General features: G+C 63.9%; 18 protein-coding genes. 16 read left to right on the forward strand and 2 right to left on the reverse strand.

All coding sequences use genetic code 11. The features are described from left to right. Positions 1-9: 9 nt before the first annotated feature. From ACVOLV_RS12385 to uvrD, 14 genes are all read left to right on the forward strand, one after another. A complete protein-coding gene (locus ACVOLV_RS12385) occupies positions 10-741 on the forward strand; it encodes a suppressor of fused domain protein (protein ID WP_481554656.1) in 732 nt (243 codons plus the stop codon). Then, positions 738-1,703, forward strand: a complete 966-nt coding sequence (locus ACVOLV_RS12390) for an NAD-dependent epimerase/dehydratase family protein (RefSeq protein WP_481554657.1) — start codon at positions 738-740, stop codon at positions 1,701-1,703. The genes ACVOLV_RS12385 and ACVOLV_RS12390 overlap by 4 nt, the downstream gene beginning before the upstream one ends. Before the next feature lie 72 nt (positions 1,704-1,775). Beyond that, complete coding sequence (locus tag ACVOLV_RS12395; protein ID WP_481554658.1) at positions 1,776-2,498, forward strand: glycosyltransferase family 2 protein; 723 nt, start codon at positions 1,776-1,778, stop codon at positions 2,496-2,498. A gap of 2 nt (positions 2,499-2,500) precedes the next feature. Continuing rightward, on the forward strand, positions 2,501-2,836 hold the full coding sequence (locus ACVOLV_RS12400; protein WP_481554659.1) for a lipid-A-disaccharide synthase N-terminal domain-containing protein: 336 nt from the start codon (positions 2,501-2,503) through the stop codon (positions 2,834-2,836). Positions 2,837-2,945: 109 nt separating this feature from the next. Beyond that, on the forward strand, positions 2,946-4,730 hold the full coding sequence (locus ACVOLV_RS12405) for a DUF885 domain-containing protein (RefSeq protein ID WP_481554660.1): 1,785 nt from the start codon (positions 2,946-2,948) through the stop codon (positions 4,728-4,730). Between the two features lie 242 nt (positions 4,731-4,972). Continuing rightward, entirely contained in the window at positions 4,973-5,356 is a 384-nt protein-coding gene (locus tag ACVOLV_RS12410) for a hypothetical protein (protein ID WP_481554661.1), read from the forward strand. A gap of 55 nt (positions 5,357-5,411) precedes the next feature. Next, positions 5,412-6,692 carry a TolC family protein gene (locus ACVOLV_RS12415; RefSeq protein ID WP_481554662.1) on the forward strand — a complete coding sequence of 427 codons (1,281 nt, stop codon included), beginning with the start codon at positions 5,412-5,414 and terminating at the stop codon, positions 6,690-6,692. Continuing rightward, positions 6,689-7,693: an efflux RND transporter periplasmic adaptor subunit gene (locus ACVOLV_RS12420; protein WP_481554663.1), complete on the forward strand. Its 1,005-nt coding sequence runs from the start codon at positions 6,689-6,691 to the stop codon at positions 7,691-7,693. Before ACVOLV_RS12415 ends, ACVOLV_RS12420 begins: the two co-directional genes overlap by 4 nt. A 32-nt stretch (positions 7,694-7,725) precedes the next feature. Beyond that, complete coding sequence (locus tag ACVOLV_RS12425; protein ID WP_481554674.1) at positions 7,726-10,893, forward strand: efflux RND transporter permease subunit; 3,168 nt, start codon at positions 7,726-7,728, stop codon at positions 10,891-10,893. A 394-nt stretch (positions 10,894-11,287) separates the two neighbouring features. Continuing rightward, on the forward strand, positions 11,288-11,905 hold the full coding sequence (locus ACVOLV_RS12430) for a cation efflux transmembrane domain-containing protein (RefSeq protein WP_481554664.1): 618 nt from the start codon (positions 11,288-11,290) through the stop codon (positions 11,903-11,905). Between the two features lie 224 nt (positions 11,906-12,129). Beyond that, positions 12,130-12,366 carry a 50S ribosomal protein L28 gene (rpmB, locus tag ACVOLV_RS12435; protein ID WP_057630274.1) on the forward strand — a complete coding sequence of 79 codons (237 nt, stop codon included), beginning with the start codon at positions 12,130-12,132 and terminating at the stop codon, positions 12,364-12,366. 10 nt (positions 12,367-12,376) lie between these two features. Further along, on the forward strand, positions 12,377-12,544 hold the full coding sequence (gene rpmG, locus ACVOLV_RS12440) for a 50S ribosomal protein L33 (protein ID WP_172675037.1): 168 nt from the start codon (positions 12,377-12,379) through the stop codon (positions 12,542-12,544). Positions 12,545-12,697: 153 nt separating this feature from the next. Then, positions 12,698-14,074, forward strand: a complete 1,377-nt coding sequence (locus ACVOLV_RS12445) for an FAD/NAD(P)-binding protein (RefSeq protein ID WP_481554665.1) — start codon at positions 12,698-12,700, stop codon at positions 14,072-14,074. A gap of 179 nt (positions 14,075-14,253) precedes the next feature. Beyond that, on the forward strand, positions 14,254-16,449 hold the full coding sequence (uvrD, locus tag ACVOLV_RS12450) for a DNA helicase II (RefSeq protein WP_481549065.1): 2,196 nt from the start codon (positions 14,254-14,256) through the stop codon (positions 16,447-16,449). Between the two features lie 64 nt (positions 16,450-16,513). Here the strand turns inward: uvrD and ACVOLV_RS12455 are convergent, their stop codons facing one another. Together ACVOLV_RS12455 and rtcR are read right to left on the reverse strand one after the other, a co-directional pair. Continuing rightward, positions 16,514-17,104, reverse strand: coding sequence for a hypothetical protein (locus ACVOLV_RS12455; protein ID WP_481554666.1), 591 nt, complete (start codon positions 17,102-17,104; stop codon positions 16,514-16,516). Between the two features lie 169 nt (positions 17,105-17,273). After that, the gene (rtcR, locus tag ACVOLV_RS12460) at positions 17,274-18,893 is read right to left on the reverse strand and encodes an RNA repair transcriptional activator RtcR (RefSeq protein WP_481554667.1); all 1,620 of its coding nucleotides are present in this window, start codon (positions 18,891-18,893) and stop codon (positions 17,274-17,276) included. A 187-nt stretch (positions 18,894-19,080) separates the two neighbouring features. Here rtcR and ACVOLV_RS12465 point away from each other — a divergent pair, with 187 nt between their 5' ends. Next, complete coding sequence (locus ACVOLV_RS12465) at positions 19,081-20,628, forward strand: vWA domain-containing protein (RefSeq protein WP_481554668.1); 1,548 nt, start codon at positions 19,081-19,083, stop codon at positions 20,626-20,628. 700 nt (positions 20,629-21,328) lie between these two features. Next, the gene (locus ACVOLV_RS12470; protein ID WP_481554669.1) at positions 21,329-22,555 is read left to right on the forward strand and encodes an RtcB family protein; all 1,227 of its coding nucleotides are present in this window, start codon (positions 21,329-21,331) and stop codon (positions 22,553-22,555) included. Positions 22,556-22,564: the final 9 nt, after the last annotated feature.

The following is a 22,564-nucleotide window of genomic DNA, read 5'->3' on the forward strand; positions in this document are numbered from 1 at the left end:
GAGCAGTGCATGAGCAACACAGGTGACGAAATGAGCCCCGGCGGCAGCCGCATGCTGGGTCACGGCCATGCCAGTGATTTTCAGCCCGCACGCGGCCATTCGCATGTTGGGGCGATCAGCGCACACATCGAGCACCATCTCGGGCCGATAGCCAGCGTGCTGCATGAAATCATCTCCGACACCGTGCACGTGGACATCCATGTGGTGCCGCCGTGCGGGGACTGCCCGAATACGCGCCTGGTCACCTCCGGCATGAGCGATCTGCCGATGCAGCTGCCGGATGATGTTGAGGTCTCGCCCTATCTGGAGCTGATGCTGACCTTGCAGGGCGATTGGCCGCTGGAGCATGCCCAGCTGCAGGACGAGCGCAATTACTGGCCCATCCGTCTGCTCAAGACGCTGGCGCGGCTGCCGCACAAGCACAACACCTGGCTGGGCTTGACCCACACGGTACCTAACGGCGATCCGGCCCAGCCGTATGCGCCCGGCGTGGAGTTCGATGGTGCGATCCTGTTGCTGGCATTGTCGGCACCGGAGGATTTCGACACCCTGGTGATCGATGACGACACCAGCATCGAGTTCCTTTCCGTGGTGCCGTTGTACCCGCAGGAAATGGCCTTGAAGCTGCGCGAAGGTGCCGATGCCTTGATCGACCTGCTGAGCGACAACGACATCGGTGATGTCATCGAGCCGGGCCGGCATAATCCGGCCCGCGAACACCTGTCTGGACTTCCTGCATGACCATACTCGTCACTGGCGCCGCCGGTTTCATTGGTGCCTATACCTGCCAGGCCCTGATCGCACGCGGCGAGCGTGTGGTCGGGCTGGACAACTACAACGACTACTACGATCCGCAGCTCAAGCGCGATCGCGTGGCCGCGCTGTGCCCGCAACTGGACCTGCGCACACTCGACCTCACCGACCGCGATGGCCTGGCTGCGTTGTTCGATGAGATCCAGCCGACGCAGGTGATCCACCTGGCCGCGCAGGCCGGCGTGCGTTATTCGCTTGAAAACCCGCACGTCTACGTCGAAAGCAACCTGGTCGGCTTCGTCAACATGCTGGAGCTGTGCCGGCACCGCGGCGTGCAGCATCTGGTCTATGCGTCCAGCAGCTCGGTGTATGGCAACTCGGCCACGCCGCCGTTCTCCGAAGACCAGCGCGTGGACCAGCCGCGCTCGTTGTACGCGGCCACCAAGGCCGCCAATGAATTGATGGCCTATACCTATGCGCAGTTGTATGGCCTGAAGGCCACCGGCCTGCGTTTCTTCACCGTCTACGGCCCCTGGGGCCGGCCGGACATGGCACCGCTGCTGTTCTCGCGCGCGGTGCTGGCCGGACGCAGCATCGACGTGTTCAACAACGGCCACATGCGGCGTGACTTCACACATGTTTCTGACATCGTCGCCGGTATCCTCGGGGCGCTGTCGCATCCCTCCGCCCAGGCCACACCCCACCAGGTGTTCAACCTGGGCAACCACACCCCGGTGGAGCTGGAACACTTCATCGACGTGATTGCCTCGGCCGCGGGGCACCCGGCGCACAAGGTCTACAAGCCGATGCAGCCGGGCGACATGGTGGAAACCATGGCCGACACCTCGCGCGCCCAGGCCGCCTTCGGCTACGTGCCGGACACGCCGATCGAACTGGGCCTGCCGCCGGTGGTGGAGTGGTGCCGTAGCTACTTCGGGTCAAGCGCCTGACTCACCTTCCGCTAAGTTGAGTTTTGGAAAATGCGTGACCTTTCTTCAAATGCACAACCTGCGGAACCAGCAATGAACCAGCCCAGCCTCTCGGTGGTTGTTCCCGTCTTCAACGAACGCGACAACGTCGCGCCGCTGGTCAATGAAATCACCGCCGCGCTGCGTGGCCAGATCGATTTCGAGATCGTCTACGTCGACGACAACTCCAAGGACGACAGCCTGCAGGTGCTGCAGGCGTTGAAAACCGCCAACCCGGAACTGCGGGTGCTGCACCACGTCAGCCAGAGCGGGCAGAGCACGGCAGTGCGCACCGGCGTCAAGGCAGCTCGCGCGCCGTGGATCGCCACCCTCGATGGCGACGGCCAGAACGACCCGGCCGACATCCCCAAGCTGTTGGCCGCCCGCGCCAAGGCCGAACCGCAGGTCAGGCTGTTCGCCGGCTGGCGCGTCAACCGCCAGGATTCGGGCAGCAAGCGCTGGGCCAGCAAGTGGGCCAATGCCATCCGCGCGCGCATGCTGCGCGATGACACCCCGGACACTGGCTGCGGCATCAAACTGTTCGAGCGCGCTGCCTTCCTCGACCTGCCGTACTTCGACCACATGCACCGCTACCTGCCGGCACTGATGCAGCGTGCCGGCTGGCAGACGGTCAGCGTGCCGGTCAACCATCGTCATCGCACCGCCGGTGTGTCCAAGTACAACAATCTTGGCCGGGCGCTGGTCGGCATCCGCGACCTGCGCGGCGTGGCCTGGCTGATCACCCGTTCCAAGCGCACTGCGGTGGAAGAGGTCTGAGCATGGATTTCATGAACCAACCGCTGGTGTGGCTGGAGTGGACCGGCGTGCACATGTCGCCGTGGAAGCTGATCGGCCTGACCGGCGCGTTGATGTTCGGTGGCCGCTGGCTGGTGCAGTTCGTCGCCTCGCGGCGCGCCGGCAAGCCGGTGATCCCGCGCCTGTTCTGGTACATGAGTGTGCTCGGCAGCCTGATGACGCTGAGCTACTTCCTGTTCTCGTCCAAACAGGACGCGGTAGGCGTGGTGCAGAACCTGTTCCCGGCATTCACCGCCTTGTACAGCCTGCGCCTGGACATCAAGCACCGTGGTTGGCAGCGCGACAAGGCCAGCCACTGAGCGGGTGACTGTGCCCAAATCCGGCGGTTTGCCGCCCGAATCCGTCTAGGTCGGGTGGCAGCTTCAATGCGATGATCGGGGTGAATGAATCACCTGGGGAATACCGATCGTGAAATCACCGTTGACCGTTGCGCTGCTGCTCACCCTTGGCCTGAGCGCCACCCCGGCCTTTGCCGCCGCACCGTCGGCCCCGGCCACGCTGGCCACCCAGTCGCTGGATGAGCAGTTCAAGGCCATCTACGAGAAAGAATGGGCCTGGCGTCAGACCGGCGGCGGTGAAGCCAGCGAAGACAGCGACGCACCGGCCAACAGCACGCGCCTGCCCGACGTCAGCGCCGCTGCACAGCAGGCACGCCTGAAGGTATGGGACGAGGTGCTGGGCCAGCTCAAGGCCATCGACCCGGCCAAGCTCTCGGCCGAAAACCAGATCAGCTACGCCATCTATCACTACCAGGTCGAAAGCCTGGCCGATGAAGTGCGGCTTGGTAGCTACGAGATGCCGTTCAATTCGGATTCCTCGTTCTGGTCCAACCTCAGCTTCATGGCCCGCCGTGAGATGAAGACCGCGGACGACTACCGCAACTACATCGCGCGCTTGAACGATGTGCCGCGCTACTTCGACCAGCAGATGGTCAATATGCGCGCCGGTCTTGCCCGTGGTTTCAGCGTACCGCGTGCGGTGCTGGAAGGCCGCGATGTGTCCATCTCGACCGTGGCCGAGTTGAAGGACCCGACCGAGTCGCCGTTGTACGAGCCGCTGAAGAAGCTGCCCAACAGCATTCCTGCCGCCGAGCAGGCCAAGCTGCAGGCCGAGGCCAGGCAGGCCATCAGCGGCAGCGTGGTGCCGGCGTTCGGCAAGCTGCTGACCTTCTACCGCCAGGAATACGTGCCGCAGTCGCGCACCACCCTGGCCGCCGAGAAAATGCCGGGCGGCAAGGAGTTCTACCGCCAGCAGATCCGCGAATACACCACCCTGGACCTGAGCCCGCAGCAGATCCATGCACAGGGCCTGGCCGAGGTGAATCGCATCCAGCAGGAAATGAACGCCATCATCGACAAGGTCGGCTTCAAGGGCAAAAGCGAGCAGACCCGCTTCGCTGACTTTCTCGAATTCCTGCGCACCGACCCGCAGTTCTACGCCAAGACGCCGGACGAACTGCTGTGGCGTGCGGCGTGGATTTCCAAGCGCGTGGACGGCGTGATCGGCAAGTTCATGACCTTGCCGCGTGCGCGCTTCACCATCGTGCCGGTGCCGCCGGATATCGCCCCGTTCTGGACCGCCGGCCGTGGCGGCATGGGCACCTACTGGCTCAACACCTACAACCTGCCGGCGCGCCCGCTGTACAACCTGCCGGCACTGACCCTGCACGAGTCCGACCCGGGCCACGCCCTGCAGGGCGCGCTTGCCGCCGAGCAGACCGGTCAGCCCGAGTTCCGCCGCACCGCGTACATCTCGGCCTATGGCGAAGGTTGGGGCCTGTACACCGAGAAGCTCGGCGTCGACATGGGCATCTACCAGACCCCGTACGAAGACTTCGGCCGCCTGACCTATGAAATGTGGCGCGCCTGCCGGCTGGTGATCGATACCGGCGTACACCACTACGGCTGGGACCGCGACCGCGCGATTGCCTACCTGCGTGATCACACCGCGCTGAGCGAGCACGAAGTCACCACCGAAGTGGACCGCTACATCTCCTGGCCGGCACAGGCGCTGAGCTACAAGCTGGGCGAGATCACCATCGTCAAGCTGCGTGCGCAGGCCGAGAAGGAACTGGGCGACAAGTTCGACATCAAGGGCTTCCACGACGCCGTGCTCAAGCAGGGCTCGGTGCCGCTGCCGGTACTGGAACAGCAGATCCAGGCCTACATCGCCGAGCGCAAAGCAGCGAAGTAAGGCCTTGCTCCCTCCCTTGCGCAACGCGCAGGGGAGGGCTGCTTCTGGCTCCCTCCCTTTGGCGTAGCCAAGGGGAGGGCTGGGGAGGGGTGCTCTTCGCCGTGACCCAAAGCCACAAGAAAAGCCCCCCCTCCCAACCTCCCCCTTGGCTGCGCCAAAGGGGAGGGGCAACAGCCTTCAGCTGAACCACCCCGCAGCTCTTGCGATTGTGTAACCCCACAAGCACCCGCTAACCTGCGCCGATGCTGCACGCCCTGCGCCACCGCCGCCTCCACCTGCTACGCCTGCTGATGCTGGCGCTGGTCGGCATAGGCGTGTTCGGCACGTCGCTGGCCGCAGCACTGACCGACATCCACATGCTGGCGCACACCGACATCGGTGCCGACGTGCATGAGCACGACGACGCCAAGCTGGCGACTGCCCCGGATGCCGAGGACAGCGCCAATGCATTGCTGCACGCGCTTGTGCATTGCGTAGACTGCCACGGTCACGGCGGCGTGTTGCCCACCGTCACTCCCGCCTGGATCGTGGCATCGCCGCCTGCACAGCAGGCCGTCGCCATCCTGGGCACGCAAGCGGTCTCGCACCCGACCGAGAGTCTGTTCCGCCCCCCGATAGCCGTCTGACGTCCCGGCCCCTTGGCCGGTCCCCACGTCTGAACCTGCTATCTGGAGAAACCCCATGTGGATGCGCCTGGCGGCTGTTGTCGCCTTTGCGCTGGTGCCGCGCGTGTATGCGCAGGTGCCGGCGTCTGCTGTGCCGTTGACGCTGGACGATGCCATCGTTCGCGTTGCCCTTGATCACCCCGAACTGCGCCTGATCGACGCGCAGCGCCCCGTACTTGAAGCCCGTCGCGATGCAGCGCTGCTGCGCCCGCCGATGCAGCTGGGCGTGGAACTGGAGAACCTGCTCGGCAGCGGTGATACCCGCGGCGTGCAGGGCGCCGAAGCCACGGTCAGCCTGTCCGGCGTGCTGGAGCGCGGCGACAAGCTCGACGCCCGCCGCATGCTGGCCCAGGCCAATATCGATGCCTTGGCGCCGCAACGTGCCACCGCCAGACTCGATCTGCTGGCAGAGACCGCGCGACGCTATCTCGCCGTAGCGCAAGCGCAGTCGGCATTGCAGATCGCCAACACCGATATCGAGCAGCGCCGCCGCGCGGTTGCCGCTGCTCGCCTGCGGCTACAGGCTGGCGCCTCGCCGGAGTCGGTACTGTTCACCGCGCAGGCAATGCTGGCGCAGGCCGAACTGGATCGCGATCGCGCAATCGAAGAAGCCAGCGCAGCGCGGCTGTCGCTGGCCGCGTTGTGGGGCGCACGTGCGCCAGACTTCAAGGCGGTGAGTGGCGATGCGCTGCAACTGCCCGCACTGCGCGATTTCGCATTGCTCAATGAAGAGCTGCAACGCGCACCGGAACTGGCCGAACTGCTCGGCGAACAACGCATCCGCGAAGCCCAGCTGCAGCTGGTGCGTACCCGCAGCCGTCCGGATTGGAACTGGCAGGTTGGCGTGCGCAACAGCCGCGCCGACAATGCGACGTCACTGGTCGGTGGCTTCAGCGTTCCACTGGGCAGTGCCCGCCGCGCCGCGCCTGAAATCCGCGAGGCAGAAGCCGATCTCGCCCTGCTGCCGTATCAACGCCAGGCCCGCCAGCAGCAGCTGTACGCCACCCTTGCCGAAGCACACGGCCGCTATGTCGCCGCAAGACTGGAAGTGCAGCGCATGCAGGCCGATGTTCTGCCGCAGCTGCAGAAGGCCGAGCGCGCCGCCGAACGCGCCTGGCGCGCCGGTGCCGCCAGCTACATGGAGTGGGCGCAGCTGCAGGCCATGCGCATCGAGGCGCGCCAGCGCCAGTTGGATGCAGCCATCGCCGCACAAACCGCGCTGATAGAGATCCAGCGTCTTACCGGCCAGGGAATGCTGGCCACCGATGCAACCGTTGCCGTGGAGAACGCACGATGAGCCGTCCGATGAATGTTGTAGCCGCCGGCGTGCTGGCAATGAGTTTGTTGTTGGTGGGCTGCGGCGCAAAGCCGGCAGCTGAAGCCGGCGCGGGCGCCGCGGAAGAAGCTGGCCACGGCCATGACGAAGAGAAGGGTGGTGAAGCAGCGGGCCACGCCCACGAAGAGGGCGAGGAGGCCGAAGCTGAAAGCACCACCATCAAGGCCGCCATGGCCGAGCAGGCCGGCATCCGCAGCGCTGCCGTGCAGGCCGGTACCATCGCCGATGAGCACGAAGTGCAGGGCTTGTTGACGCCGGTCGATGGTCGCGTCGCGCAGGTGACGGCGCGCTTTCCTGGGCCGGTACGCACACTGCGGGCCAATGTGGGCGACCGCGTCAGCGCCGGCCAGGCCCTGGCCAGCATCGACAGCAATCTCAGCCTGACCACCTACAGCGTCAGCGCGCCGATCAGCGGCGTGGTGTTGTCGCGGCAGGCCCAGGTGGGTGCTGTGGCGGGCGAGGGCGCGCCACTGTTCGAAATCGGCGACCTGTCCGAGTTGTGGGTGGACCTGCATATCTTCGGCAAGGACACCCAGCACATCACCGCCGGTGTGCCGGTCACGGTGACCCGCATGACCGATGGCGTCAGCCAGACCACCACGCTGGAACGCGTGCTGCCAGGCACCGCCACCGCAAGCCAGAGCACCGTGGCCCGCGCCAGCGTGCGCAATGACGATGGCCTGTGGCGGCCCGGCGCCGCGGTGAAGGCACGCATCGTGGTGGCGATGCAGCCTGCGGCGGTTGTGGTGCCGCTCTCCGCACTGCAGACCATGGAAGGCAGCGATGTGGTGTTCGTGCGTGACGGCGATACCTATACCGCGCGCCCGGTGGTCTTGGGCGCACGCGATGCCGGCAAGGTCGAGATCAAGGACGGCCTGCGCGTTGGCGAGCAGGTCGTGGTCGAGCAGAGCTATGTGGTCAAGGCCGATATCGGCAAGGCGGGGGCCGCGCATGAACATTGATCATGGCCGCAAGCAACGCGGAGGACGCCGCCATGCTTGAGCGCATCATCCGCAGTGCCATCGCCCATCGCTGGATGATGATGGTGCTTACCTTCGCGTTGATCGCGATCGGCAGCTGGAGCTTCACCCGCCTGTCCATCGACGCCACGCCCGACATCACCAACGTACAGGTACAGATCAACACCGCTGCCGACGGCTATTCGCCGTTGGAGACGGAACAACGCATCACCTATCCAGTGGAAACGGTGATGGCGGGTCTACCGAAACTCGAACAGGTGCGTTCCTTGTCGCGTTACGGCCTGTCGCAGGTGACGGTGGTGTTCAAGGATGGCACCGATCTGTACTTCGCCCGCCAGCAGGTGGCCGAGCGCCTGCAGCAGGTGAAGTCGCAATTGCCGGAAGGCCTGGACCCGCAGCTGGGGCCGATCGCCACCGGTCTTGGCGAAATCTTCATGTACACCATCGACGCCGATCCCAAGGCGCGCAAGCCCGATGGTTCGCCGTATACCGCCACCGACCTGCGCACCTTGCAGGACTGGGTGGTGCGGCCGCAGCTGCGCAATGTGCCCGGTGTTACCGAGGTCAATACGATTGGTGGCTACCAGCGGCAGATCCACATCACCCCGGATCCGGCCAAGCTGCGTGCACTCGGCTTCACCCTGGATGATGTTGCCGAAGCGGTGGAAGGCAACAACCAGAACATCGGTGCCGGCTATATCGAGCGCAACGGCCAGCAGTTCCTGGTGCGCGTGCCCGGGCAGGTCGCGGGACTGGAGGAAATCGGCAACATCGTGCTGGCCCGCCGCGAAGGCGTGCCCATCCATGTGCATGACGTTGCCGATGTCGGCGAAGGGCCGGAACTACGCAGCGGTGCCGCCACCCAGAATGGCCACGAAGTGGTGATGGGTACGGTGGTGATGCTGGTCGGGGCAAACAGCCGCGAGGTGGCACAGGCCGCTGCGGCGAAGCTGGAACAGGCGCAGCGCAGCCTGCCCGAAGGCGTCACCGTCACCGCAAGTTATGACCGCACCGCGCTGGTCGACCGCACCATCGAAACCGTCGCCAAGAACCTGCTGGAAGGCGCGTTGTTGGTGATCGTGGTGTTGTTCCTGTTGCTGGGCAACTTCCGTGCGGCGCTGATCACCGCGGCGGTGATTCCGCTGGCGATGCTGTTCACCCTGACCGGCATGGCGCGTGGCGGTGTCTCCGCCAATCTGATGAGCCTTGGCGCATTGGACTTCGGCCTGATCGTCGATGGCGCGGTGATCATCATCGAGAACTGCCTGCGTCGCTTCGGCGAACGCACGCACGCGCTGGGCCGGGCGATGACCCGCGAGGAACGCTTCGCCGAAACCGCCAGTGCCACTGCAGAAGTCATCCGGCCGAGTCTGTTCGGGCTGGGCATCATCACCGCGGTGTACTTGCCGATCTTCGCGCTGACCGGTGTCGAAGGAAAGATGTTCCACCCGATGGCGATTACCGTGGTGCTCGCACTGAGCGGCGCGATGCTGCTGTCGCTGACCTTCGTTCCTGCGGCGATTGCAATGTTCCTCGGTGGTCGCGTGGAGGAGAAACAAAACCGGCTGATGGCATGGCTGCGTGCACGCTACGAGCCGCTGTTGGCTTGGGTGATGCGGCGAGGGCGTCTGGTGGTTGCCGGTGCCTTGCTGCTGGTGGTTGGTTGCGGTTTGTTGGCGACGCGGTTGGGCAGCGAGTTCGTGCCCAATCTTGATGAAGGCGATGTCGCCATGCACGCGATGCGCATCCCCGGCACCAGCCTCACCCAATCGGTGAACATGCAGAAGCAGGTGGAAGCGCGCCTGCAGCAGCTGCCGGAAGTGGAGAAGGTGTTCTCCAAGATCGGCACGCCGGAAGTCGCCTCCGACCCGATGCCGCCCTCGGTCGCCGATACCTTCATCATGATGAAGCCGCGCAAGCAGTGGCCGGACCCGCGCAAGCCGCGCAGCCAGCTGCTGGCCGAACTGGAAGCTGCGGTGGAGGAGTTGCCCGGCAACAACTACGAGTTCACCCAGCCGATCCAGATGCGCATGAATGAGTTGATCTCGGGCGTGCGTGCCGACGTGGCGGTGATGCTGTTCGGCGATGACATGGAGACCCTGGCGCAGGTCGGCCAGCGCATCGTCGTGGTCGCCAACAAGGTGCCGGGTGCGGCTGATGTGCGGCTGGAGGAAACCAGTGGCCTGCCACTGCTGACGGTTACGCCCAATCGTGCGGCTTTGGCCGGTTACGGACTCAACCCGGGCCAGCTGCAGTCCACGGTCTCCACCGCGGTTGGCGGGCGCGTGGCCGGGCAGTTGTTCGAAGGTGATCGTCGTTTCGACATCGTCGTACGCCTGCCCGAAAACATCCGCCAGGATCCGGCGGCACTGGCTGATCTGCCGGTGTCGTTGGAACCTGCGTTGGCACAGGACAGCGCCGACGAATCCAGCCGCGCGGGTGGCTGGCGCAGTGGTGATGCGCGCACGGTTCCGTTGCGTGAATTGGCGAGCATCGAAAGCAGCGAAGGTCCAAACCAGATCAACCGCGACAACGGCAAGCGCCGCATCGTGATCACCGCCAACGTGCGTGACCGCGACCTCGGTGGCTTCGTCAGCGAGTTGCAGCAGGCCATCGATGCGCAGGTAAAGGTGCCGGCTGGTTACTGGGTGGAATACGGCGGCAGTTTCGAGCAGCTTATCTCGGCCAGCCAGCGTCTGGCGGTAGTGGTGCCGGTGACCTTGTTGCTGATCTTCGCCTTGCTGTTCTGGGCCTTCGGCTCGGCGCGCGATGCCAGCATCGTGTTCAGCGGTGTGCCTCTGGCACTGACTGGCGGCGTCTTGGCGCTGGCGTTGCGTGGCATTCCCCTGTCGATCTCGGCTGGCGTCGGCTTCATCGCGTTGTCCGGTGTGGCCGTGCTCAACGGGCTGGTGATGATCAGCTTCATTCGCCATCTGCGCGAGCAGGGCCGCAGTCTGGATGTGGCGGTGCGCGAAGGCGCGCTTGGCCGCTTGCGACCGGTGCTGATGACTGCGTTGGTGGCATCGCTGGGCTTCGTGCCGATGGCCTTCAACGTAGGCGCGGGTTCGGAAGTTCAGCGGCCGCTGGCAACGGTGGTGATCGGCGGCATTGTCTCTTCCACGTTGTTGACGTTGTTGGTGTTGCCGGTGCTGTATCGCTGGCTGCATCGGAATGGAAAGTAGCGCCTGCTTGGCTTGAGGCTTTTGCTTTTGCTTGAAGCCTTTGCTCCGCTTGTAGCCCCTCTCCCGTTTACGGGAGAGGGGTTGGGGTGAGGGCAAGCTTTTCGCTGGCAAGGCCTCTGCCGAGCATGGCTCGGCACTACCGTTTCCGCCCCTCTCCCGTTTACGGGGTGAGAGGGGCAGCTTGCGAACCGCAGGTTCGCTGCCCATCGAACGCCCTTGCGCCAGCGCAAGGGCCGGGGCGCGGAGCGGGGGTTGGGGTGAGGGCAGCTCTTGCTGGTAAGGCCCCTGCCGAGCATGGCTCGGCACTACCGCTTCAGCTTTTGCTGTTGCTTCACCTGTATCTACAAGCCCACATCAGCGCGATAATCCAGCAGAACATTCTTCCGGAACCAAGATGAGCGACTGCTGCGGCTGCGGCAAAACCCTGGAAGTCGAACGCATGCAGGCGCAGCAGCGTCGCGTGCTGTACCAGGTGCTGGCGATCAACCTGATCACCTTCGTGATGATGATGCTCGCCGCCTGGCATAGTGGCTCGGCCTCATTGCTGTCCGGCAGCCTGGACAACCTCGGTGATGCGCTCACCTACGCACTCAGCCTGGCCGTGGTCGGCGCCAGCCTTGCTGCCAAGGCGCGCGTCGCCATGCTCAAGGCGGTCTTCATTCTGTGCGCGGCAATCGCGGTCGCCGCAGGCATCGCCTGGAAGCTGGCCCATCCACATCTGCCCTTGTTCGAGAGCATGGGTATCGCCGCCCTGCTCAACCTTGCCGCCAATCTGTTCTGCCTGCGCCTGCTGTGGCCGTACCGGCAGGGCGACATCAACCTGGCCTCGGCCTGGGCCTGTTCGTTGAATGACGTCTACGAAGGCAGCGCGGTAATCCTGGCCGCACTGGCGGTATGGGCCTTTGGCGCCGGCTGGCCGGACCTGCTGATTGCCGTGGCCTTGCTGCTGCTGTTCCTGCGCTCGGCCTGGAACGTGGCGCGGGCGGCATGGCGGGAGCTGCGCTCAGCCTGAATGGGGCAAGGGCCGCCCGCACGGGCTTGGATTTGCAAGCCGGGCCTGGTCTGGGCATAATACGCGGCTCGCTGTGTCCGGAATTCTCCGGATCGGTGGCCGGGAACACGTCATCTGGCCATCCTCGTCAGCGTAACCCTTTGATTCCCATGACGCGTGGCGGGTAACCGCCGGGGCCGCCGTCTTCCTGGCTAAGGAAGTCATCAACATTACCGAGGTGCGCAATGTCCCGCGTATGCCAAGTTTCCGGCAAGCGAGTGCAGACGGGTAACAACGTCTCGCACGCCAACAACAAGACCCGTCGTCGTTTCCTGCCGAACCTGCACGAGCGCCGTTTCTGGGTTGCCAGCGAAAACCGCTGGATCAAGCTTCGTGTTTCCGCGCATGCACTGCGCACCATCGACAAGAACGGTATCGATTCCGTTCTGGCTGAGCTGCGTGCGCGCGGCGAAAAGGTCTGAGGAGTAGACGATCATGGCAGGCAAGCGCGATAAGGTCCGTATGATTTCCTCGGCCGGTACTGGCCACTTCTATACGACCGACAAGAACAAGAAGAACACCCCGGGGAAGATGGAATTCCTCAAGTACGATCCGGTTGTTCGTAAGCACGTGATGTACAAGGAAGGCAAGATCAAGTAATCCCCAGGGATTGTTTGAGCTGCTGTTCCAAGCAGAACCCGCCGAAAGGCGGGTTTTGTGTTTCAGCTGTGTGAAAAAGTTCCCGCCCTGCCAGCATGAATACATGCCCGTGCAGCATCAGGCAGGGGTACGGCATCGCCTACAATCGGGCAGATGAGTGTTATCGATACCCCCGCATTGTGTGATCTGGCCATCATTGGTGGTGGCGCAGCCGGCGTACTCGCCGCCATCGGCGTACTGCGTGGCGCAAGCCAGCCGCTGCGCCTGCTGGTGATTGAACCGAACCTGCCGTTGGCCCGAGGCGTGGCCTATGCCACCACCCGCGAGGAGCACGTACTGAACGTGCCGGTCGCGAAGATGAGCGGCTTCCCTGAACAGCCCGATGACTTCCTCGATTACCTGTGCGACGCGCAGGCATTCCCCGCGCTGACGCGTGAGCAGATTGCGCCGATGTTTGTGTCGCGTGGTCTCTACGCCGCCTATCTGCGGCAACGGCTGCAACAGGCCGTGGATGCCAGCCCGGTGCAACTGGAGATCGTCGCCGCGCGCGTGCAGGCGCTTGAGCCTGGTACGGGCGGCGTGCTGCTGACCTTGGATTCGGGCCGGCCGTTGCGCGCCGGCCGCGTGATCATTGCTGTTGGCAATGCGCTGCGGCCATTGCCTGCGCGTGGCGCCAGCAGCCTGGCTGCGGACAAGCGTGTGGAGGCCTGGGATTACGAAGCGCTTGCCGGTATTGCCGGCAATGTCGACGTGGCGATCATCGGTTCCGGCCTGAGCATGGCCGACACGGTGGCGAGCCTGCGGGCGAGCGGCCATCGCGGAAAGATCCACGTACTGTCGCGGCACGCCTTGTTGCCGTTGCCACACGCCAAGGGCGCAGCGGCCGACTACGATCCCGAGCCCTTGCTGGCGATGAACCTGCGCCAGCGCCTGCACGCGCTGCGCCGTCATGCAGCCGAGGCTGCTGCGCGCGATATTCCCTGGCAGAGCGTGATGGAGCGTATCCGTCCGTTGGGCCAGCAGCTGTGGCAGACGCTGTCCGAAGATGACCAGCGCCGTTTCCTGCGGCATGTGGTGCGGTACTGGGATGTGCATCGGCATCGGATTGCGACGCATCTTTACGCACAGTTGATCGAACTGCAGCAGCAAGGCCGCCTGCAGCTGCATCGTGGTCGGCTGGAGACCGCTGTCGCCGAGGGCGCCTGTGTCTGCCTGTATGCGCAGGACCGCAAACGTCGCCCGCTGCAGCTGGAAGTGCAATGCGTGGTCAATGCCACCGGCGTGGAGATGCGTGCACAGGCGATGCGCAATCCACTGCTGCAGCAGTTGCTGGGCAGTGGCGTGGGTCGTGCCGGCCCGCATGGGATTGGTCTGGATACAGCGCCGGACGGCAGCTTGATTGATGCCGATGGCGTGGTTGAGCCGCGCGTGCAGGTGCTCGGCAGTCTGCGCATTGGTCGCCTGTGGGAAAGCCTGGCGATTCCTGAATTGCGCGGGCAAGCGGCAGTGGCGGCAAAGCAGGCGCTGTAATGCTGTTGCCCCCTCCCTTTTGCGCAGCAAAGGGGAGGGTTGGGGAGGGGTTGGCTCTTAAGGCCTTTCCAACACTGCCGGCTTCGCGGCTTACGCCGCTCCTACAAAACGGGTTCCTGGTAAAGCCCCTGCCGAGCATGGCTCGGCACTACCGGGACGCCTTCCCGTAAAATGGGCGCATGGATGTCTCCCACTTGCTCGACGGGCTGAACGCAGCCCAGCGCGAGGCCGTTTCCGCGCCTCTTGGTCACCACCTGATTCTTGCCGGCGCCGGTTCCGGCAAGACGCGCGTGCTTATCCATCGCATCGCCTGGCTTACCGAAGTCTGCGGTGTGCCCGCGCACGGCATTTTTGCAGTCACCTTCACCAACAAGGCGGCCGGCGAAATGCGCCACCGCATCGACCTGCAGCTGAGCAAGGGCAGCCGCGGCATGTGGATCGGTACCTTCCACGGTCTGGCCCATCGCCTGTTGCGCCTGCACTGGGCCGATGCCAGGCTGCCCGAAGCCTTCCAGGTGATGGATTCGGACGACCAGCTGCGCATGGTCAAGCGCGTGGTCCAGCAGCTGGAGCTGGACGACAGCAAGTACCCGCCGAAGCAGGTGATGTGGTGGATCAACACGCAGAAGGATGAGGGCCGCCGTCCGCAGCACATCCAGCCCGAACCGCATGATCAATGGGGCGAAACCCTGCGCCAGGCCTATGCGGCCTACCAGGAACGCTGCGACCGTGCCGGCCTGGTCGACTTCGCCGAGCTGCTGCTGCGCGCGCACGAACTGCTGCGCGACAACCCGGCGCTGCTGGCGCATTACCGCGCCCGCTTCCGTGAAATCCTGGTCGACGAGTTCCAGGACACCAACGCCATCCAGTACGCCTTCGTGCGCGTGCTGGCCGGCGACAGCGCGCATGTGTTCGTGGTCGGTGACGATGACCAGGCCATCTATGGCTGGCGCGGCGCCAAGGTCGAGAACGTGCAGCGCTTCCTCAAGGATTTCCCCGGCGCGCAGACCATTCGCCTGGAGCAGAACTACCGCTCCACCGCCAACATCCTTGGCGCCGCCAATGCGGTGATCGCGCATAACCCGGACCGTATCGGCAAGCAGCTGTGGACCGATAGCGGCGACGGTGATCCGATCGATCTGTTCGCCGCCTACAACGAAATGGACGAAGCGCGTTACCTGGTCGAGCGTGCGCGGCAGTGGGTGCGTGACGGCGGCAGTTACGGCGACGTTGCCGTGCTCTACCGCAGCAACGCGCAGTCGCGGGCCTTCGAAGAAGCGCTGCTCAGCGAGCAGGTGCCGTACCGCGTCTACGGCGGCATGCGCTTCTTCGAGCGTGCTGAAATCAAGGACGCGCTGGCCTACCTGCGCTTGATGACCAATCGCAACGACGATGCGGCCTTCGAGCGTGCGGTGAATACGCCGACGCGCGGCATCGGTGAGCGCACCCTGGACGAAGTGCGGCGCATCGCGCGGCAGCAGGCGCTGCCGTTGTGGGAAGCCGCGATGCTGGCCACGCAGGGCACCGACCTGACCTCGCGCGCGAAGAACGCTCTGGCCGGCTTCATCAATCTGGTGCAGCAGATCACCGCCGAAACCGGCGAAATGGATCTTTCCGAACGTATCGATCACGTATTGTCACGTTCGGCATTGCGTGAGCATTGGGGCAAGGAAAGTCGCAACGCGCTGGATTCGGAATCGCGTACCGACAACCTCGACGAATTGATCTCGGTGGCTTCACGCTTCGTGCGTCGCGAAGACGATATCGAAGAAGGCGCCGAGGACATGAGCGAGCTGGTTGCGTTCCTGTCCTACGCCTCGCTGGAAGCTGGCGAAGGCCAGGCGCAGGCAGGAGAGGAGGGCGTGCAGCTGATGACGTTGCATTCGGCCAAGGGCCTGGAGTTCCCGCTGGTGTTCCTGGCCGGCATGGAAGAAGGATTGTTCCCGAGCGCACGTTCGCTGGAGGAAAGTGGGCGTCTGGAAGAAGAGCGCCGTCTGGCTTACGTCGGCATCACCCGCGCACGGCAGAAGCTGGTGCTGGGCTATGCCGAGTCGCGTCGCATCCACGGCCAGGACAACTACAGCTTGCCGTCACGCTTCCTGCGCGAGATCCCGCGCGAGCTGCTCAACGAAGTTCGCCCCAAGGTGCAGGTCTCGCGCCCGGCCTCGCTTGGTGCAAGCCGGTCGATGGGCGGTCACGCCAATATCGAAGCGCCGCCGATCAAGCTCGGTGCCTTGGTCAATCACCCGAAGTTCGGCGAAGGCATGGTCACCGACTACGAAGGCAATGGCCAGCATGCACGCGTGCAGGTCGAGTTCGCCGACGCCGGCAGCAAGTGGCTGGTGATGGCGTATGCGAATTTGACAGTTATATAGGGGCGACGCGGGCCTTGGGGTCCGCGTCGCCAGATGAGAGATTTTGATTGGATCTACTTGGAGGCTAGTCAACTGCGTCGTTGCTGTTGTAGTCCTCGCCCTGGGATGCGCGCCGAATGACGTGGATGGGGACGTTCTTGGCAATCAAATGTTCTTTGTCGAAGATCCGTGAGAAGTTTTCTTTCGCCAGGTCTTCACGGATGTAGGCCTTTGATCCCCATATGGCGCGCCAGGCGATCAGCTCTCGCTTGGATTCGATCACATATATGGGAAAGCTGGAGATCAATCTAAGTGGCTCAACTGATGCGCTCCCTGAAAGAGGGCGTGGCACCCGAACCTCCTTGCCGTTCCTGTCCCATCCAATCCAATGGCTGTAATGGCCAATGCCTGATGGAAGGACTTGCATCTCATAATAGGGAAGCCGGTCATGAGCAGGGGCTTTCGTTGCGCAAATTTGTCGCATCAGCTTTAGCGAAAAATTGGCAAGTTCATCCCTCGGCATCCTTTCCAGTTGGATCCGAAAATCAACGAAGCTTCGGAACCCCAATGCCTTTGCACGGACATTAAGCATCTGGCAGTGACTCTCGGAATGAGAGGTCGCAATGCTCTGTGACGCACTTTTGAAATTGGTGATGAGTTCGCTGGCTGTGTACATCGCAGACTCCAATAGGGCCGCCACCAGGGTTGCTGGCTTTGTCGGCACGCTGCTTGCCGAATGGCGACATGGGTCTGGAAGTTGAGAGTTGGGCTGAGTTTTCCCTTGCAGCGGGGAGGCGTTCAGCGGCCCGATGTGGACGCTATCAACTCTCTCGCCTTGTGTAAAGTCAGTCCAACATGGAACGGGTTGTTCCCACTGTCAGGTTTTGCAGCTGCTCCCAATCCAGATCGAACTTGGCCAGGTATTTGCGCAGGCGGTCGGCGTCGTTGGTGCTGGCACGCTGGGTGCGGGATACCGCGAACAGTTCACGGCCGGCTGCAGACAGGCTTTTTGAGCGCAGGCAGACGCGCACCACTTCTTCCAGCTGCACGCGATCGAAGCGGTCCAGCTGGTTGGCCGCATCACCCAGCAATGCCTGCAATGGCGATGCATCATCGCCGCCATGCCACTGCGTGCGCAGGCGGTTGATCTCTTCATCTACGCCATCGGTCTGGATGCGGCCGGCATTGGCCAGCGTCGCCATGCGCACCACGCTGGCGCCGAGGTCGCGGAAGTTGCCGCGCCATGCCGCTTCGTTGCTGGTGGCAAAGCTCAGGTAGCGGCTGCGCGCTTCGGCGTTGAAGCGCACGCGTTCGTGCTGTTCGCGCGACCAGCGCTCCAGTTCGAATTCCAGGTTGGGCTCGATATCCTCGCTGCGCTCGGCCAGGCTGGGCAATTGGTAGGTCCACAGGTTCAGGCGCGCCAGCAGGTCTTCGCGGAAGCGGCCTTGGCGGACGTCGTGCTGCAGGTCGCGGTTGGTGCCGGCAATCAACTGGAAATCACTTTCCACCTCGCGGTCACTGCCCACCGGCAGGAAGCGCTTCTCTTCCAGTGCGCGCAGCAGCATGGCCTGTTCGTCGGCGCCGAGTTCGCCGATCTCGTCCAGGAACAGCAGGCCCTGATGGGCCGAGCGCAGCAGGCCGGCGCGGTCGCTGCTGGCGCCGGTGTAGGCGCCCTTGGTATGGCCGAACAAGGTGCTCATCGCGCCATCGCCACGCAGGGTGGCGCAGTTCACTTCGACGAAACGCCCGGGCAGCTGGTGCTTGAGCTTCTTCAGCTCGAACACGCGCTTGGCCAGTTGGCTTTTGCCGGCGCCGGTGGGGCCGGTCAGCAGCATCGGTGCGCGCGAGCGCGTGGCCACTTTCTCGATCTGCTCGATCATCCGGTTGAAGGCCGGGTTGCGGGTGGCGATGCCGCTCTTGAGCAGGTCGCGGTCCTGCAGCTGCTGTTGGGCGAAGCGCTGGGCGATGTGGTCGTAGCGCGACAGGTCCAGGTCGATCACCGCATGGCTGCCGGGGTCGCCATTGGCCTGTTTGCGCGGCGGTGAGGTCTGCAACAGGCGGCCGGGGAAGTGGCGGCTCTCGGTCAGCAGGAACCAGCAGATCTGGGTGACGTGGGTGCCGGTGGTGATGTGGACGTAGTAGTCCTCTTCGTCCGGCTGGAACGGGTACGCCGCCAGGAAGTCGTGCATGCGGGCGTATACGCCCTCGAACTCCCAGGGGTCGATCAGGTAGGTGTCATGCAGGCGCACCTCGGTGGCTGGAGATACCAGTGCCAGGTCTTCCTGTACCTGCGTGGCCAACCGGTTGAAGCGGCGCCGGTCCAGCATCAGCTCGATGCGGTCGGGCTGGAAGTCCTCGTGCATACCCAGGGCAACCGTGGGCCGCCATTTCTCCCAGCGGCCGGGGCCGCTGCCCAGGTCGAGCTGGGTGCCGAGCATGCCGAAGACTACCTGGCGCTTAGTCATATCAATTCCTATAAATGACGCGCTGAAAGTATACGTAATATCCGATTGTGGATGCGCGATCGTTCTTCTGAATCACATAAATATCTTTATGAATCAATGAATTGATCCGGTTCTCGAAAAGTTGGCACGGCCATTGCGTTGTATAGGGCCAAGAGAGAGGCGGGCTGTTCCCGCCAAGGAGTACGAAATGGCCAACGCAAACCTGTTCGCATCCTTCCGTGGCGCCCTGCTGCCGAAGGCGACGGTCCGCAACGAAGCCGGTGGATCGGCCTATGCCCGTGACCCGCGTGCGGCCTTGGCCCTGTTCGCTGCCACCGGTTGCCTGAACAGCACCTTCTACGCCAGCGCTGATGCGCAGTTGGAGCAGGTGCAGGCGCTGTGCAGCGAAGTCGATGCCGGCTTCATTGCCCGCACTGCTGCCTATGCTCACGGCGTGGCGCATATGAAGGACGTGCCGGCACTGCTGTTGGCGATGCTGAGCGTGCGTGATGGCGAGGCGTTTGCCGCGGCCTTCCCGCATGTGATCGACAACGGCCGCATGCTGCGCACCTTCGTGCAGATCATGCGCAGCGGTCGGGTGGGTCGCCGTTCGCTGGGCTCGTTGCCGAAGCGCCTGCTGCGGCAGTGGCTGGAGCAGGCCTCGCCGAAGGCGATCATCCGCGCTGCGATCGGCAACCAGCCGTCGCTGGCCGATGTGATCCGCATGGTCCACCCCAAGCCGCAGGACGCCGCGCGTGAGGCGCTGTATGCCTGGGTGATCGGGCGGCCCTACGACGAGGCGCTGTTGCCGGCAGAACTGCGTGCCTACGAAGCGTTCAAGCGCGATCCGCGCGGGATGCTGCCGGACCTGCCGTTCCAGTACTACAGCGCGCTGGCATTGGATGCGGCGCAGTGGTCGGTACTGGCACGCAACTCAAGCTGGCAGCAGCTGCGGATGAACTTGAACACCTTTGCCCGTCATGGTGTGTTCGAGAACGAATCCATGGTTGCCGAAGTGGCGGCGAAGCTGCGTGACCCGCAGCAGATCGCCCGCTCGCGGGTGCTGCCCTACCAGCTGCTGATGGCCTACCACGCCGGTGCGGCACTGCCGCGTCCGATCCTGGACGCGCTGCAGGACGCGATGGAAGTGGCGACCGCTTCGGTACCGGCATTGCAGGGCAAGGTGGTGGTGGCGGTAGACGTCTCCGGTTCGATGCAGTGGCCGGTGACCGGCTATCGCAAGGGCGCAAGCTCGGCGGCGCGGTGCGTCGACGTCGCGGCCCTGATCGCGGCCTGTGTGTTGCGCGGTCACCCACAGGCGCAGGTGTTGCCGTTCGATACCGAGGTGCATCCGCAGCAGTTGAACCCGCGTGACAGCGTGATGACCTTGGCACAGCAGTTGGCGATCAATGGCGGCGGCACCTCGGTAAGCGCACCGCTGGCCTATCTCAACCGCAAGCGGGCGCAGGTGGATCTGCTGGTGTTGGTGTCGGACAACGAGAGTTGGCGTGACACCCGCGGCAACCGTGAGACCGCAACCATGCGTGAGTGGGCCGCGCTGAAGGCGCGCTGCCCGCAGGCGCAGCTGGTCTGCATTGATCTGCAGCCGGTGTCCAGCAGCCAGACGGTTGAGCGCGAAGACGTGCTGCATATCGGTGGCTTCAGCGATGCGGTGTTCGAGTTGCTGGCCAATGCCAGCCTGCCGGCGGCACAGCGTCCGCGCTGGGTGGAGCGGATCGCGGCAATGGATTTGTAAGGGCGATACGGATGTCGCCGCAGTGATGCCCGGCCGGCAATGGGGCCGGCCGGGCCTGGAGAATTCTTTCATGGGAGAAGGCGGATGCCGGCCTGACTACATTGGTTGTTCACTCCGGTTCGAATCCGGAGGGTCAGTCCAACCCTTGCCGTCTGCTCCCCCCCCTCAATGTCGGCGTGTACGAATGCCGATGGAACTACAGCCAAGCACGCTCCAGGTCGCGGGTTCGATTCCCGCCCGATGCCGCAATGCATCGGTAGCTCAGTGGATAGAGCAGGATCGCCGCCTTGCCCTCGTGGCACAGCGGTGAAACGTTCCATCATTCTTGTCGTACAAGCCGGCACCTTATTCGCAATGCCTCATGCCTCGGCATGAACACGTTTCAACGTCGGCACGCACGAATGCCGAAGGAACTACAGCCTATTAAGCTCCGGGTCGCGGGTTCGAATCCCGCCCGCTGTGGAAACGCAGCGGTAGCTCAGTCTGGTTAGAGCAGGATGTTCCTTCAAACCTCGTCGTGCAGGCCGGCACCTTTCGTAGCTGTTTCATGCGGTGAATGCAGGTGGAATTACAAAGGCAGCCCTGCGGGGTCGGGTTCGACTCCCGGCCGCAACGCCAGAAGTTGCTTCTGGCGTTGCGGACACTTCCACCACTGTTTGTCACCGCACCTTTGGATTTGAAGATGACAGGAAAGCCATCAATGAACGACACCAATTACAACGTCATCCAGGAGCCGGGTGCGGCACCGATCAAGCTGTGGACGCGCGGCGTGCCACTGGAAGATGAAGCCCGCGAACAGCTGAAGAACATCGCGCGCCTGCCCTTCATCCATCAGTGGGTGGCAGTGATGCCCGACGTCCACCTGGGCAAGGGCGCAACCGTGGGCTCGGTGGTACCGACCATCGGTGCCATCATCCCGGCAGCGGTCGGCGTGGACATCGGCTGCGGCATGATTGCCACCCGTACCACGCTGACCGCCAGCGACCTGCCGGACAATCTGTCGGCGCTGCGCAGCGCGATTGAACGGGCAGTGCCGCACGGCCGCAGCGTGACCCGTGGTGGCCGCGACAAGGGCAGCTGGGACACCGCGCCAGAGCTGGCAGTTGAAGGCTGGTCGCAGCTTGCTGCCGACTTCGCCCTGATCTGCGAGCGCCACCCCAAGCTGAAGAACACCAACAACCTCAAGCATCTGGGAACGCTGGGCACCGGCAACCACTTCGTCGAGGTGTGCCTGGACGAAGACCAGCGCGTGTGGTTCATGCTGCACTCCGGCTCGCGTGGCGTCGGCAATGCCATCGGCACCTACTTCATCGAGCTGGCCAAGCAGGAGATGCGTCGCTGGATGATCAACCTGCCGGACCAGGACCTGGCGTACCTGCCGGAAGGCAGCGCGCATTACGGTGACTACGTGTTCGCGGTGGATTGGGCACAGCGCTTCGCCCGCATCAACCGTGAGGTGATGATGCGCAACGTGGTGGCCGCCGCACGTACGGTGATCAGCAAGCCGTTCGAGGCGCAGGCCGAGGCGGTCAACTGCCACCACAACTACGTCAACCGTGAGCACCACTTCGGCAAGGACGTGCTGGTGACGCGCAAGGGCGCAGTGAGTGCGCGCAAGGGCGAGATGGGCATCATTCCCGGCAGCATGGGCGCCAAGAGCTTCATCGTGCGCGGGTTGGGCAACGCGGACAGCTTCCACAGCTGCAGCCACGGTGCTGGCCGCGTGATGAGCCGCACCAAGGCGCGCAAGCTGATCAGCGTGGATGACCACATCAAGGCCACCGCGCACGTGGAGTGCCGCAAGGATGCCGAGGTGGTGGATGAGTCACCGGCCGCCTACAAGCCGATCGAGGCGGTGATGGAGGCGCAGCGCGATCTGGTTGAGATCATGCATACCCTGCGTCAGGTGGTGTGTGTGAAGGGATAAGACAAAATG

It is taken from the genome of Stenotrophomonas sp. STEN023, assembly GCF_056760135.1.

Coding starts and splice junctions, on each gene's coding strand:
- ACVOLV_RS12385 (WP_481554656.1), top strand. CDS start 10: ATGAGCAACACAGGTGACGAAATGAGCCCCGGCGGCAGCCGCATGCTG.
- ACVOLV_RS12390 (WP_481554657.1), top strand. CDS start 738: ATGACCATACTCGTCACTGGCGCCGCCGGTTTCATTGGTGCCTATACC.
- ACVOLV_RS12395 (WP_481554658.1), top strand. CDS start 1,776: ATGAACCAGCCCAGCCTCTCGGTGGTTGTTCCCGTCTTCAACGAACGC.
- ACVOLV_RS12400 (WP_481554659.1), top strand. CDS start 2,501: ATGGATTTCATGAACCAACCGCTGGTGTGGCTGGAGTGGACCGGCGTG.
- ACVOLV_RS12410 (WP_481554661.1), top strand. CDS start 4,973: ATGCTGCACGCCCTGCGCCACCGCCGCCTCCACCTGCTACGCCTGCTG.
- ACVOLV_RS12415 (WP_481554662.1), top strand. CDS start 5,412: ATGTGGATGCGCCTGGCGGCTGTTGTCGCCTTTGCGCTGGTGCCGCGC.
- ACVOLV_RS12420 (WP_481554663.1), top strand. CDS start 6,689: ATGAGCCGTCCGATGAATGTTGTAGCCGCCGGCGTGCTGGCAATGAGT.
- ACVOLV_RS12425 (WP_481554674.1), top strand. CDS start 7,726: ATGCTTGAGCGCATCATCCGCAGTGCCATCGCCCATCGCTGGATGATG.
- ACVOLV_RS12430 (WP_481554664.1), top strand. CDS start 11,288: ATGAGCGACTGCTGCGGCTGCGGCAAAACCCTGGAAGTCGAACGCATG.
- rpmB (WP_057630274.1), top strand. CDS start 12,130: ATGTCCCGCGTATGCCAAGTTTCCGGCAAGCGAGTGCAGACGGGTAAC.
- ACVOLV_RS12445 (WP_481554665.1), top strand. CDS start 12,698: ATGAGTGTTATCGATACCCCCGCATTGTGTGATCTGGCCATCATTGGT.
- uvrD (WP_481549065.1), top strand. CDS start 14,254: ATGGATGTCTCCCACTTGCTCGACGGGCTGAACGCAGCCCAGCGCGAG.
- ACVOLV_RS12455 (WP_481554666.1), bottom strand. CDS start 17,104: ATGTACACAGCCAGCGAACTCATCACCAATTTCAAAAGTGCGTCACAG.
- rtcR (WP_481554667.1), bottom strand. CDS start 18,893: ATGACTAAGCGCCAGGTAGTCTTCGGCATGCTCGGCACCCAGCTCGAC.
- ACVOLV_RS12465 (WP_481554668.1), top strand. CDS start 19,081: ATGGCCAACGCAAACCTGTTCGCATCCTTCCGTGGCGCCCTGCTGCCG.
- ACVOLV_RS12470 (WP_481554669.1), top strand. CDS start 21,329: ATGAACGACACCAATTACAACGTCATCCAGGAGCCGGGTGCGGCACCG.